We start from the raw sequence: 13,927 nt of genomic DNA on the forward strand, positions 1-13,927 counted from the left end.
TGTTACAAGGCCGATCATGAGCAAGCTGAAAATCGCATTCCAGGGCGAGCCTGGGGCCAACTCCCACATCGCCATCGTCGAGGCCTATCCCGACGCCGAGCCGATGCCCTGCGCCACCTTCGAGGACGCGCTGTCGGCGATCTCGTCGGGCGAGGCCGACCTCGGCATGATCCCGATCGAGAATTCGGTCGCGGGGCGCGTCGCCGACATCCATCATCTGCTGCCGGCCTCCGGCCTCTTCATCATCGGCGAATGGTTTCTGCCGGTCCGCCATCAGCTGATGGCGGTGAAGGGGACGAAGCTCGAGGACATCAAGAGCGTCGAGAGCCACGTGCATGCGCTCGGCCAGTGCCGGCGCATCATCCGTAAGCTCGGCATCAAGCCGATCGTGCACGCCGACACCGCCGGCAGCGCCCGCGACATCTCCGAACGCAACGACAAGGCCGTCGCCGCGATCGCCTCGCGGCTTGCGGCAAAGATCTACGGCCTCGACATCCTGGCCGAGGACATCGAGGACGAGGCGCACAACACCACGCGCTTCGTGGTGCTGGCGCGCGAGCCGAAATGGGCGACGCAAGGCTCCGGCCCGCTGGTCACGACTTTTGTATTTCGCGTGCGCAACTTGCCCGCCGCGCTCTACAAGGCGCTCGGCGGCTTCGCCACCAACGGCGTCAACATGACCAAGCTCGAAAGCTACATGGTCGACGGCAATTTCTTCGCGACACAGTTTTATGCCGATGTCGACGGCCATCCTGACGACAAGGGGCTCGCCTTCGCGATCGAGGAGCTGAAATTCTTCTCGCGCGAATTCCGCATCGTCGGCGTGTATCCGGGGCACCCCTTCCGCGCGACGTTCAGCGAAACGCAGCAGGATTGATTGCGTGTCCCGGACGCGCGAAGCGCGAGCCGGGATCGAGGGGCCACGATACCCGGAGCGCGATGGGCCCCGGCTCTGCAGCGCACCGCTTCGCGCTGCGCCGCGTCCGGGGCACGAGAGCTTTACGCGGCCGCTTTCAGTCCGAACGCCTCGGCCAGCAGCGAATACGACTTCTTACGCGCGTCGTGGTCGTACACGGCCGTAATCACCATCAACTCGTCCGGCTTGCTCGCATCGATCAACGGCTGCAGTTTCTTCTGCACCGTCGCCGGATTGCCGACGAAGAGGCGCGAACGGTTGCGCGAGATCGAAATGCGCTCGGCGTCCGCATAGGGATAGGCCAGCGCCTCCTCGACACTCGGCAGCGGCAGATATTGCCCGCGGTCGCGGCGCAGGCGGTTGAGATCGAACGAGGTGGCGAGCCTTTCGGCCTCCTCATCCGTGTCGGCCGCGATGACGGCGACGGCGAGGATCGCGCGCGGACTCGCACTCCAGGCCGAGGGCTGGAAACGGTTGCGGTAATGCACCATCGCATCGATCGCGTCATGGGATGCGAAATGATGGGCGAAGGCGAAACCCATGCCGACTTGCGCGGCGAGCTCCGAGGAATAATCGCTGGAGCCGAGCAGCCAGATCGGCGGCAGCTTGGTGTCGTCGGGCATCGCGACCACGTTGTGGTAGGGATGCCCTGCGGGAAATTCGCGGGTCTCCCACAGAATCAGTTCGTGCAGCCGCTCCAGGAAGTCGTCGCCCTCGCGGCGGTCGAGACGGCTGCGCAGGGCGTACGCGGTGGCGCCGTCGGTGCCGGGGGCGCGGCCGAGACCGAGATCGATGCGGCCGGGAAACAGCGCCTCCAGCATCTTGAAGCGCTCGGCCACCACAAGCGGGGCGTGGTTGGGCAGCATCACCCCGCCGGAGCCGACGCGGATGTGCTTCGTCACCGCCGCGATCTGCCCGATCATCACGTCGGGCGCCGGGCTCGCCACCGAGGCGAGGTTGCGATGCTCGGCGAGCCAGTAGCGGACATAGCCAAGCCCATCGACATGGCGCGCCAGATCGATGCTGTTGCGCAGCGCCGCGGCGGGTTTTGTACCTGTGGTGACGACGGAGAGGTCGAGGACTGAGAGCGGGATCATGGCGCGCTAACGTAGTGAAGGCCGGCGCGGCGGCAATGGGCAGACTGCGCAGGTCTGGCGTGTGCAGGCAGCGAGCCCGCACCGCAAGGCCGGTTGAGGCGATGGGACAAGATTTGTCGCAGCAACACCATCTTCACACTGCCCACACCCCTTATTTGCTCCTGCCCGCCGCCAAAATCGTTCCAATTTGTTGGTTTATATAACATTTTTTCATATCTACGCACTTCCCACTCACACCCTTATCCGTTCAATATTTCCACCTTTACCGATGAAAGTGGGCCACTTCCCATCCCCGATGGGCTGTCGAGTGCGACCGCTTTGGCTTATCTTGCCCACATCCAATCGAGACCTGACTGCCGGCCGCCGAAAGCCGGACGAGCCCCTGGAGTGAGTGGTGCGATGACTGATCTGACGACGCCTGCCCGAGCCGAAGGGCAAGACGGCCACCTCCAAAACGGGCACCTCTCCTCGAAGCGGCCTGCGATCTCCTTCGAGTTCTTTCCGCCCAAGACGGAGGAGATGGAGCGCAATCTCTGGGAGACCATCAACCGGCTCGCCCCGCTCGACCCGAAATTCGTGTCCGTGACCTATGGGGCCGGCGGCTCGACCCGCGAGCGCACCCATTCGACCATCACCCGCATCCTCAGGGAGACCGCGCTGCTGCCGGCCGCGCATTTGACCTGCGTCGGCGCCTCGCGCGGGGAGATCGACGAGATCGTCGACCGCTATCACGAGGTCGGCGTCCGCCACATCGTCGGCCTGCGCGGCGATCCCGCCGGCGGCATCGGCACGCCCTATTCCAGCCATCCCGACGGCTACCAGAGCTCAGCCGACCTCGTTGCGGGCATCAAGAAGCGGCACGGCGACATCGAAGTGTCCGTGTCCGCCTATCCCGAGAAGCACCCTGAAGCGCGCGATTTCGACGCCGACATCGACACGCTGAAGGCCAAGGTCGATGCGGGTGCGACGCGCGCGATCACGCAGGTATTCTTCGATAACGACCTCTATTTCCGCTACCTCGACCGCGTCCGTGCCCGAGGCATCGACATCCCGATCGTGCCCGGCATCATGCCGATGCACAATTTCAAGCAGGCCCGCAATTTCGTCACCCGCGCCGGCACCTCCGTGCCGGATTGGCTGGCGGAGAAATTCGACGGCCTCGACGACGACGCCGAGACCCGCAAGCTGGTGGCCGCGACGGTTGCCGCCGGCCAGGTGCAGAAGCTGGCCAAGCGCGGCGTCGACACCTTTCATTTCTACACCATGAACCGCGCCGATCTCGTGTTCGCGATCAGCCATTTGCTCGGCATCCGCGCCAAGAGCGCGCAGAAGGCGGCGTAAGAAGACAATGACCGTATCCATCTCTCCCAAGCGAACTGCCCTGCTCAATGCCGCGCGCGAGCGCATCCTCGTGCTCGACGGCGCCATGGGCACGATGATCCAGAACCTGCAGTTCGACGAGGCCGCCTTCCGCGGCGAGCGCTTCAAGGATTTCCACCGCGACCTCCGCGGCAACAACGATCTGTTGATCCTGACCCAGCCGCAGGCGATCGAGGACATCCACGCCGCATACTTGCGCGCCGGCGCCGACATCGTCGCGACCAACACCTTCTCGACGACCTCGATCGCGCAGGCTGATTACGACCTCACCGACATCGTCTACGAGATGGCGCGCGAAGGCGCCCGCCTCGCCGGCAACGCCGCACGGCGCGTCGAGGCCGAGGACGGCAAACCGCGCTTCGTCGCCGGTGCCATCGGCCCGACCAACCGCACCGCCTCGATCTCGCCCGACGTTTCCAATCCAGGCTACCGGGCCGTCACGTTCGACGATTTGCGCAAATCCTGTGGCGAGCAGATCAACGGCATGCTCGACGGCGGTGTTGATCTGCTGCTGGTCGAGACCATCTTCGACACGCTGAACGCCAAGGCGGCGCTCTATGCGATCGCCGAAATCACCGAAGAGCGCGGCATCGACGTGCCCGTGATGGTGTCGGGCACCATCACCGACAAATCCGGCCGCCTGCTGTCGGGCCAGATGCCGGAAGCGTTCTGGAATTCGGTGCGACACGCAAAACCCGTCACCATCGGCTTCAACTGCGCGCTCGGCGCGGAAGATCTGCGCGCGCACATCGCCGATATCGGCCGCGTCGCCGACACGCTGGTGTGTGCCTATCCGAACGCCGGCCTGCCCAACGAATTCGGCCAGTACGACGAGACCCCGGAGTACATGGCGCGCCTGGTCGGCGAGTTCGCGCGCGATGGCCTCGTCAACATCGTCGGCGGCTGCTGCGGCACCACGCCGGACCATATCGCGGCGATTGCCGCGGCCGTCACCCCGCACAAGCCGCGCGTCGTGCCGGAGATCGAGCCTCGCTTAAGGCTCTCCGGCCTCGAGCCGTTCATCCTGACCGACGCCATCCCGTTCGTGAACGTCGGCGAGCGCACCAACGTCACCGGCTCCGCCCGCTTCCGCAAGCTGATCACCGCCGGCGACTACACTGCCGCGCTGCAGGTCGCGCGCGACCAGGTCGAGAACGGCGCGCAGATCATCGACGTCAACATGGACGAAGGGCTTCTGGACTCGGAAGCCGCGATGGTGACCTTCCTCAACCTCGTCGCCGCCGAGCCCGACATCGCCCGCGTCCCCGTGATGGTCGATTCCTCGAAATTCTCGGTGATCGAGGCCGGCCTGAAATGCGTGCAGGGCAAGCCGGTCGTCAATTCGATCTCGATGAAGGAAGGCGAGGAGAAGTTCATTCACGAGGCCAAGATCGCCCGGCGCCATGGCGCAGCCGTGGTGGTGATGGCGTTCGACGAGGTCGGCCAGGCCGATACGTTCGCGCGCAAGACCGAGATCTGCAAGCGCGCCTATGACATCCTGGTGGACCGCGTCGGCTTCCCGCCTGAGGACATCATCTTCGATCCGAACATCTTCGCGATCGCGACCGGCATCGAAGAGCACAACAATTACGGCGTCGACTTCATCGAGGCGACGCGCTGGATCCGCCAGAACCTGCCGCACGCGCATATTTCCGGCGGCGTCTCCAATCTGTCGTTCTCGTTCCGCGGCAACGAGCCGGTGCGCGAAGCCATGCACTCGGTGTTCCTGTATCACGCCATCAAGGCGGGCATGGACATGGGCATCGTCAATGCCGGGCAGATGATCGTCTATGACGACATCGATGCCGAGCTGCGCCAGGTGTGCGAGGACGTCATCCTCAACCGCGACCCCGGCGCGTCCGAGCGCCTACTGGCACTTGCGGAGAAATTCCGCGGCAACAAGACCCAGACCAAGGAAGCCGATCTCGCCTGGCGCGAATGGCCGGTGGCGAAGCGGCTGTCGCATTCGCTGGTGCATGGGATCACCGAATTCATCGAAGTGGACACCGAGGAGGCCCGCAAGGCATCCAAGCGTCCGCTCGACGTGATCGAAGGACCGCTGATGGCCGGCATGAACGTGGTCGGCGACCTCTTCGGCGACGGCAAGATGTTCCTGCCGCAGGTGGTGAAGTCCGCGCGCGTGATGAAGCAGGCGGTGGCGTGGCTGATGCCGTTCATGGAGGAGGAAAAGGCACGTAACCTTGCCAATGGCATCGGCACAGAAGGCTCCTCTTCCGCCGGCAAGATCGTGCTCGCGACCGTCAAGGGCGACGTCCACGACATCGGCAAGAACATCGTCGGCATCGTGCTCCAGTGCAACAACTTCGAGGTCATCGACCTCGGCGTGATGGTGCCGGCCGCAAAGATCGTCGAGGCCGTGAAGGCGGAGAAGGCCGACATCGTCGGGCTATCAGGCCTGATCACGCCCTCGCTCGACGAGATGGCGTTCTTCGCCGGCGAATTGCAGCGCGAAGGCTTGAAGCTGCCGCTCTTGATCGGCGGCGCCACCACGAGCCGCGTGCACACGGCGGTCAAGATCGACCCGAGCTATCGCGCCGGTCCCGTCGTGCACGTGAATGACGCCAGCCGCGCCGTCGGCGTTGCCTCCTCCTTGCTCTCGCCGGAGAAGCGCGAGGCTTATGCTGCCGAGGTGCGCGCCGAATACGCCAAAATCTCGGACGCGCATCTGCGCGCGCAGGCCGACAAGAAGCGCCTGAAGCTCGCGGCCGCGCGCGCCAACCGCGTGCCGGTCGACTTCGCCGCGAACAAGCCGGTGAAGCCGACCTTCTTGGGCACCCGCAGCTTTGACGAATACGATCTCGCCGAGCTCGTGCCCTATATCGACTGGACGCCGTTCTTCCAGACCTGGGAGCTCGCCGGCCGCTTCCCCGCTATCCTCGATGATTCCAAGGTCGGCGAGGTCGCGCGCTCGCTCTATGACGATGCGCGGAAAATGCTCGACCTGATCGTCAAAGAAAAGTGGTTCAGGGCGCGCGCCACCGTCGGCTTCTGGCCGGCGAATGCGCAGGGCGACGACATCGTGCTCTATGCCGACGAAAGCCGGACCAAGCAGATCGCGACGCTGCACACGCTGCGCCAGCAGCTCGAGAAGCGCGAGGGCCGGTTCAACGCCGCGCTCGCCGACTTCGTCGCGCCCGCCGGCGTCCCCGACTATGTCGGCGGCTTCGTGGTCACGGCCGGCATCGGCGAGGATGTGGTCGCCGACCGCTTCAAGATGGCCAATGACGACTACTCCTCGATCCTGTGCAAGGCCTTGGCCGATCGTCTCGCCGAAGCCTTCGCCGAACGCATGCATGCCCGCGCGCGCCGCGAGTTCTGGGCCTACGCGCCGGACGAAGCACTCTCCTGCGACGATCTGATCCTCGAGAAGTACCAGGGCATCCGTCCAGCGCCGGGCTATCCCGCGCAGCCCGATCACACCGAGAAGGCGACGCTGTTCGAGCTGCTCGATGCGGAGGCGACTGCCGGCGTGAAGCTGACCGAGAACTTTGCGATGTGGCCGGGCTCTTCCGTGTCCGGGCTCTATTTCGCGAACCCCGAGAGCTATTATTTCGGCGTCGGCAAGATCGAGCGTGACCAGGTCGAGGACTATGCCGCGCGCAAGGGCATGACGGTGGCCGAGACCGAGCGCTGGCTCGCGCCGGTCTTGAACTACATCCCGTCGCAGCAGACCGACAAGGCCTTCGTGGCAACGCCCGCGAACGACGAGACGTCGAAGGACCTCGCCTCGCATCCGCCCGGCTGCACCTGCGCGGTGCATCTCGTCTGGCAGAAGAAGCGCGCGGGGGCGGGGTAGGCCCGCCTTCGCTTCCCAAGACTAAAAAAGTGAAAAACAACCCCATGCACAGTAGAGGTGGGGTTGAAAGGGTTGAGGAATTTCGGTCTTACCGAAACGACTTGCTCCGTCGGGCAAAACACCGGTAATATTCCATCATCGCCTGCCGTGCCGATGGTTGCCACACGTGCGGTCCCCATCCTCCCCTGGAGGGCGAGGATCGGTTCGCATGCAGCGAAGCGGAATGCGGACCGAGGTGGCGTGACGGTCTCTCCGCGTTGAACACTACCCGTGTTGAGAGGTCTCCCCACCCCGCTCGCGCTTCGCGCGAACGACCCTCCCCCTCCAGGGGAGGGTAGAGACCTCGCTCCTTCGGCGGCGCCGGCGGCTGCACGATCTCCCTGGACGGCGCCTGCGCCTCGCAACAACCGGCAGTGCGCGACGCAAAGAGCGGCCTGCTCCTTTCTGACACACCACCAGGACGAGTCGCGGTCCGGAATTCGGCTCACGGCAATTTCGCGCAGGAACCGGGCGGTGTGAACTCGTTCACTTGTCCGCTCAACCTTGATTCGATACTCTATCGGTCTACTACCTTCAAACCGATGGTTTGCTTGGGATCGAGCATATGAACCAGTTCATTGCACTGTTCGTCGCCGCGATCGCCCTTGTCGTGCTGCCCACGATTGCCGCGGCTGACTGTCCGAAAGGCTACGTGCCATGCGGCGAACGAAACCAGTTGTGCTGCCCGCGAAAGTAGCAAGTCGCAAATGGCTTTGGCTTGGTAGCCTCGTCTTTGTCGCGATCGGTCTGGTGATGGTTGCAGCCTGGGTCGGATTCCCGCGAAAGAAACAGACGATCACGGCCATCCTCCTCGAGGTGGTGCCGCCGAGCACGTTCGGCGGCCCCGGCACCATCAACACGATCGAATATCTGAGCAATGGCCGGCTGGAGCTGCATCCGACCTGCGATATCGACCCCGCGCTGCTGGCCGACAAGATCCGGAAATCACCGACGGTGGACCGGGACCTGAAGCAGTCGCTCGAGAAGAATCTCGACGTGTCCGCGCAGGTCAGGGACAAGCTGTCGGCGGTCGCCGGAATGCAGCAAGTTGATTCAATTCACCTCAAGCTCGAGAACGCCAACATTCTCCTGATTTCCGACGAGTCGCTGATATCGACCCGCAATGCATTGCTGAAGGCCGAATGCGAGGACGCGATCGCCCTGAACCTTTCGAGCGGCGGAGTCGTCTGCCAGACGCGGTCCGTGCTGGAAGCCGACGTCGTCTACGAGATCAAATATCACAACACGATTTCGATGGAGGAGCGGGCCAAGCTGACATCCGAGATCGCGGCGAAGCTCGAGCTGGACGCCCACCAGGGATCGGACGACAAGGTGTCCGGCTCTCAATTGTTCTTCGGCATAAGACTGTCGCCGAATCCGATCGTCCTGAAGTCCGCGGCGGGTGAGATCAAGCCCTGCAACAGGCGATAGGACGCCGCGCTTTCACCCCTTCGGCGGGGCCAGCGGCTGCACGATCTCCTTGAACGGCGCCAGCGCCTCGCAGCGTTCGGCGTGTGCCGACAGCGCCGGATAGCGCGATGGCTCGGACAGAAGCGGATGCGCTTCACGGGTGAAGCGCACGACGCAGGCAACCGCAATGTCGGCGTGGCCGATCCGGCCGGCCAGCCAATACGGCGTCGTCACCCCGGCGCGTTCGGCTTCGAGCACCTTCAGCACGTCGGCGATCTGCGCCTGGCAGCGCTCGACCCACAACGCAAGCTGCTCCTTCCGCAGCACGCGCTCATAGAGCAGGCTCACCGCCTTGTCGCCGAGACCGGAGGCGAGTGCGCAGATGCGCAAATGCTTTCGTCGCTCGGCGCCGCCGCGCGGCAGCATCGCCTTCTCCGGCCCGACGAGCTCATCGAGATAATCGAGGATGATCGTGCTCTCGATCAGCGCCTCGCCATCGTCGAGCACCAGCGTCGGCACGCGCCGCAGCGGATTGTACGGCGCGATCTTGTCGGCGTCGCCGAAGGTGGACCATGGCCGGTGCTCAAAGGCGAGGCCGTAGAGCCGCAGCGCGATCGCGACACGGCGGACGAAGGGAGAATCGTATTGGCCAATCAGGAACATGGTTCTCGCTCACTAGTCAGGGCCGGGGCTCGAAGCCGGCCATTCATCTTCAGAAGGCTATTATCGAACGACACAGCGAGCGAGCGGTGCCCAACGGCAACAGCTACACATTTTCGTCTCGGCACCACCTCAACTCCAGCTTGCCGAACAAATTGTCGCATGGTTCATTCCGCGGACCCAGAGGGAAGCCAAATGCATCGGCGGGCATTGAGAGCGGCAGCGGTCGGCCTAGCTCTTACGGCGATCGTGCCCGACGTCACGTCAGCAGCCGATCTGCCGATGAAGGCGCCGCCCAAACCTGCCGACTTCAATCCGTTCTGGGCCGAGGCCGACTACCTTGCCTGGAGCGTGACGGGCGACAAGCTGCCGGCGCTGGTGACCACGAGCCCGGTCGGCACGCCGCTGGGAGCTGTCGGCGTGCTCGGCCAGCCCACGACGACCGTGCTGTTCGGCAATTCCAGTGTGAACAACGACTGGCGTTCGGGCGGGCGCATCACCGCCGGCTACTGGTTCGATCCGCAGCGCAGCCGCGGCATCGAAGCCTCGTTCTTCGGGCTGGAGAATCTCTCGACCGGATTTGCGACCGACACCAATGCCAATCCGATCCTGGCACGGCCCTTCACCAATGCGCTGACGGGATTTCCCGACGCGCTGATCGCGGGATTTCCGGGGCTGGCCACCGGCGGTGCCAGCGCGAGCGAAACCTCGCGCCTGCTCGGCGCCGGCGCGCTCTATCGCTGGGATCTCGGCGCGTGGAGCGGACAGCGCGTCAGCGCGCTGGTTGGCTATCGCTATCTGCGGTCGACCGACACGCTGACGATCTCCAATACTGCGACCATTCTTGCCTTCGGCACCTTCAGCCCCACCGACAATTTCAAGGCGTCGAGCAATTTCCACGGCCTCGATCTCGGCCTCACCGGCGACTGGCGCAATGGCCCGTGGTCGCTGGAGTGGCGCGGCAAGGTGGCGCTCGGCGCCAATCTCAACAGCGCCGACATTTCGGGCTCGACCGCCTCGACCGTGGCCGGCGTCACCACGACGGCCCCGGGCGGCTTCCTCGCGCTGTCGAGCAATATAGGCCATTACGACCAGACCCGCTTCGCCGTGGTGCCGGAGCTGTCGTTGAAGGCGGGATATCAGGTTGCGCCCGGCTGGCGGCTGATCGCCGGCTACGACGTGATGTACTGGACCGGCGTACAGCGCGCCGGCGGGCTGATCGACACCACCGTCAATCCGAACCTCACGCCACCGCCGGCCGGCGGCGGGCCGAACCGGCCCGGGCCGGTGCTCAACACGACGAACCTGCTTGCGCAGGGGTTCAGCTTTGGCGTGCGGTATAATTATTGAGGGCGCGTAGCCCGGCACTACTCAATGATCGGCACATGCCTCGCCGCCGTCGGCGATGCCGTTCCATCGAGGCGCGGATCATCGGCCACCTCGATCTGGCGACGGAACGCACGAAATCCCGAGCGCTGATAGAACGCAACGGCGGACGGATGATCAAAGGTGCAGGTGTGCACCCAGACGCGGCGTAGCTCGCGCGACCAGGCAGTCTCCAGCGCGCGGTTCATCAGGAAGCGCGCGGCGCCCGTGCCGATCAATCCGGCGGTGACGCCGAAATAGACCAGCTCGCACTGGCTGGCCTCGCGGAAATCCCGCTCCAGCAGGCCTTCGTCGCGGCCGTCCACGACCAGGGCATGGACCTCGATGCCCGGCGCGTGGATGATCGCGGCGAGCTCCGCATCATTCAGGCGCGCACGCGAGAACCACAGCCACTCCTCGCCGACACGGCGATGGAGGTCGCGATACCAATGAAGCGCGGGCGCGTCGACCTTGCGCAAGGACCACGCGCCTGGAGGATCGTCGCGGCGCGCGGGAGGTGCGGTCATCTCCAGATGGGTGACGACCGCGGCGATCTTGCCGGCGGGGATGTCGGAATAGCCGTCGGGGATGATCATGGGGCCTCTCGGAAAGACATGGCGAACAGCTCGCTTGCGGCCCATCTTTCGAGACGCCCGCTTACGGCGGGCCCACAGGATGAGGCCGCGTTTCGCGGCGGGATATCAGACCCTCATGGTGAGGAGCCCACCTAAGCGGGCGTCTCGAACCATGCAGGCCGCGCTCTTCCGGCACTCTCCAGCCAACAAGTCGCTCATCGCGGCGTCAAGATGATCGCTTCCGCGGTCGCGGCTTCGACGGCCGGGCGGCTGTAGAGCAGCGGGACGTATTGGCCCGTGGCCCAGAGCGGGGCGAGGTCGCGGTAATGGGCGCTGAAGGGATCGCCGGATTGGCCGGGCGTGTTGATGGTGCGGCTCGCATCCCAATTGCCGACGTCGAGCACCATGCGGAACGATGCGCCGGCGAACAGCTGGTAGTCGGCGCGGCGGTAGTTGGCCGCGCGCGGCACGTTGGCGGCACCGCCATAGGCGAGCGGGCCGACCGAGAGCTGCGCGGCGGTGGCCTTGTCGGCGAGCGGCATCAAGGCATGGTCGAACTTCGCGACATGCAGCCGGCCCCAGCGCCAGGTCGAGGCATCCGGCCCGAGCTTGCCCGTGACGTCGGCCACCGCGGCGCCGACGCTGTCGCGCAGGATCTGGTCGCGCGCGGCAGCGGGGTCGGCGCCGAATGACGCATCAGGAGATTCCAGATAGGCGACGAGCGCCGAAATGCTCGACGCCTCCGGCGCGATCAGATCGGCGGCCTTGGGCGCCGTGGTCTTCAGCAGCACCGGCCCAAGATGATTGGCGATCCAGACCTCGAACACGGCAGCCGCCGCGCTGTCGGCGGCATCGCGCGCGTCCCATGGCTTGAGCAGCTCGAGACCCTTCTTCACATTGGGATCGTCGGAGGTGAGCGGCTGCAACAGCTTGACGAGGCGCCGCCCCAGCATCGCGGTGTCGTCGTTCTGCAAATCCATGGCGTCGGCGAGCGTCACCTTGCTGTTGGCCGAGAGCACCTCGGTGATGCGCTGCCAGCGCGCGCTGTCGGACCATTCGAAGCCGACCTTGCGTTCGGCGATCGGGTAATCGGCCGGCAGGTTCATCTGGTTGGCGGTGGCGAGAAAGCCCTGCTTGGGCTGATAGGCTTTCGGCAATTCGTCGAGCGAGAGAAAGCCCTGCCACTCGTAGCGGCCGTCGCCGGGCACCGGCATCAGGCCGTCGAAGTTGGCGCGCCGCGGCGTCTTGCCGGCGGCGACCCAGCCGATATTGCCGCGGGTGTCGGCATAGACCTGGTTCTCCGACGGCGCGCCCCAGCGGCGCATGGCGGTGAGGAAGCCGTTCCAGTCCTTCGCGGTCATGTAGTCGGACGAGCCGAAATAGGCCGAGGTACCGGGCTCGAACCAGATCGAGCGGACCGCGAAGGCGCGTTTGTTCGCGTCGTCGACGAAGATGACGGGGCCGTGGCGGGTGACTTTCAGCTCGACGTCGCGATCGGCCTCGCCTTTCACCTGCTCTTTCTCGTGCAGGATGCGCATGTCTTCCCAGCCATTGCCGTAGCGGTACTGGTTGGGGTTTTGCGGATTGAGCTCGTAGACGTAAAGGTCTTCCTGGTCGACGTTGAAGATGGTGAGGCCGAAGGCGATGGTGCCGTTGTGGCCGATCGAGATGCCGGGCAGCGCCGGCTCGCCGGCGCCGATCACCGAGAGGCCGGGCGCATTGAGGCCGACGATGTAGCGCAGCGAGGGCACGCTGTGCTCGCGATGCGGATCGTTGGCGAGGATCGGGCGGCCCGTCGCGGTGCGCGAGGCCGCGATCACCCAATTGTTGGAGCCGATGGTGTCGCGCTGCTGGTCGGCCTCGGTGAGGTATTTGTCGGGATCGTGGGCGAGTGCGGCCTGCTTGTCCTTCGGTGCCGCGAAGGCCACCGGGCGCGTCGCGAGATCGTAAGCCGCGAGCACGGCCTTCGGCACGCTGCAGGGGTCGAGACCATCGGGGACTTTCGTGGTCCATGCCGGTTCGAGCTTGACGCGGAAACGATCGGCATCGAGGCCTGCGGCGCAGGCGACCAGCGAGCGCTTGACCTCGGAGGCGACATTGCGCGTCAGACCGTGGCTGCGAATGCGGACGACGTCATCCGCCGTCCACGGATCAGGCATCGTGCCGGCAATCCTGAACTCGATCGGCAGAGGACGTTTTCCCGCGCGCACATCGGCGACATAGGCATTGACGCCCGCGACGAACGCGTCCGCATAGGTCTTCGCCTTGGGACCGTAGGCCGCCCACTCCGCGTTCATGTCGCCGCGATAAAGGAACAGCCGCAGCGCCTTGTCCTGCTCGGCATAGGCCGGGCCGAAATCCTTTGCGAGCAGGCCGAGGCCGCGCTTGCGCCAGAGATCAATCTGCCAGAGCCGGTCGCGCGCGGCGTTGAAGCCTTGCAGGAAGAACAGGTCGTGCTCGTTGCCGGCATAGATATGCGGGATGCCCCAGACGTCGACCAGGATCTGGGCGGGAGCGTCGAGGCCGGCGACATCGGTCTTGAGCTGCCGCGCGCTTCCGAGCGGATTCGGCTTGTCGCGCGCGATGGCTGTCGAGGTCAGCAGCGCGGCGCAGATCGCTGCGCCGCAGAGTTTTTGGATGACCCGGTTGAGATCCGTGTTCATTGTCT

Annotated in this window: 10 protein-coding genes; 6 read left to right on the plus strand and 4 right to left on the minus strand. The window is 65.1% G+C overall.

Going from position 1 to position 13,927, the window contains the following annotated elements:
• The first annotated feature begins 16 nt into the window (after nt 1-16).
• Nucleotides 17-877 (plus strand): prephenate dehydratase, encoded by an 861-nt coding sequence (locus tag HAP41_RS41400; protein WP_071916711.1) that lies wholly within the window; start codon nt 17-19, stop codon nt 875-877.
• A gap of 122 nt (nt 878-999) precedes the next feature.
• Here the strand turns inward: HAP41_RS41400 and HAP41_RS41405 are convergent, their stop codons facing one another.
• On the minus strand, nt 1,000-2,013 hold the full coding sequence (locus HAP41_RS41405; RefSeq protein WP_166078477.1) for an LLM class flavin-dependent oxidoreductase: 1,014 nt from the start codon (nt 2,011-2,013) through the stop codon (nt 1,000-1,002).
• Between the two features lie 399 nt (nt 2,014-2,412).
• On the opposite strand from HAP41_RS41405, the gene metF reads away from it, so the two are divergent.
• The 4 genes from metF (at nt 2,413) to HAP41_RS41420 (ending at nt 8,680) form a co-directional block, all read left to right on the plus strand.
• A complete protein-coding gene (gene metF, locus HAP41_RS41410; protein WP_166078438.1) occupies nt 2,413-3,354 on the plus strand; it encodes a methylenetetrahydrofolate reductase [NAD(P)H] in 942 nt (313 codons plus the stop codon).
• 7 nt (nt 3,355-3,361) lie between these two features.
• A complete protein-coding gene (metH, locus tag HAP41_RS41415; protein ID WP_166078429.1) occupies nt 3,362-7,210 on the plus strand; it encodes a methionine synthase in 3,849 nt (1,282 codons plus the stop codon).
• Between the two features lie 604 nt (nt 7,211-7,814).
• On the plus strand, nt 7,815-7,946 hold the full coding sequence (locus HAP41_RS50175; RefSeq protein ID WP_256478428.1) for a hypothetical protein: 132 nt from the start codon (nt 7,815-7,817) through the stop codon (nt 7,944-7,946).
• Between the two features lie 56 nt (nt 7,947-8,002).
• Nucleotides 8,003-8,680: a hypothetical protein gene (locus HAP41_RS41420; protein ID WP_224580989.1), complete on the plus strand. Its 678-nt coding sequence runs from the start codon at nt 8,003-8,005 to the stop codon at nt 8,678-8,680.
• Nucleotides 8,681-8,692: 12 nt separating this feature from the next.
• On the opposite strand, the gene HAP41_RS41425 is transcribed toward HAP41_RS41420, so the two are convergent.
• Entirely contained in the window at nt 8,693-9,322 is a 630-nt protein-coding gene (locus HAP41_RS41425; RefSeq protein WP_166078380.1) for a glutathione S-transferase family protein, read from the minus strand.
• A 192-nt stretch (nt 9,323-9,514) separates the two neighbouring features.
• On the opposite strand from HAP41_RS41425, the gene HAP41_RS41430 reads away from it, so the two are divergent.
• Nucleotides 9,515-10,669, plus strand: a complete 1,155-nt coding sequence (locus HAP41_RS41430; protein ID WP_166078364.1) for a BBP7 family outer membrane beta-barrel protein — start codon at nt 9,515-9,517, stop codon at nt 10,667-10,669.
• A gap of 17 nt (nt 10,670-10,686) precedes the next feature.
• Here HAP41_RS41430 and HAP41_RS41435 read toward each other — a convergent pair whose 3' ends face one another.
• Together HAP41_RS41435 and HAP41_RS41440 are read right to left on the minus strand one after the other, a co-directional pair.
• Nucleotides 10,687-11,280: a GNAT family N-acetyltransferase gene (locus tag HAP41_RS41435; protein WP_166078355.1), complete on the minus strand. Its 594-nt coding sequence runs from the start codon at nt 11,278-11,280 to the stop codon at nt 10,687-10,689.
• Between the two features lie 194 nt (nt 11,281-11,474).
• Entirely contained in the window at nt 11,475-13,922 is a 2,448-nt protein-coding gene (locus HAP41_RS41440; protein ID WP_166078338.1) for a penicillin acylase family protein, read from the minus strand.
• Nucleotides 13,923-13,927: the final 5 nt, after the last annotated feature.

The organism is Bradyrhizobium barranii subsp. apii, assembly GCF_011516635.5.
Taxonomy (GTDB): domain Bacteria; phylum Pseudomonadota; class Alphaproteobacteria; order Rhizobiales; family Xanthobacteraceae; genus Bradyrhizobium; species Bradyrhizobium barranii.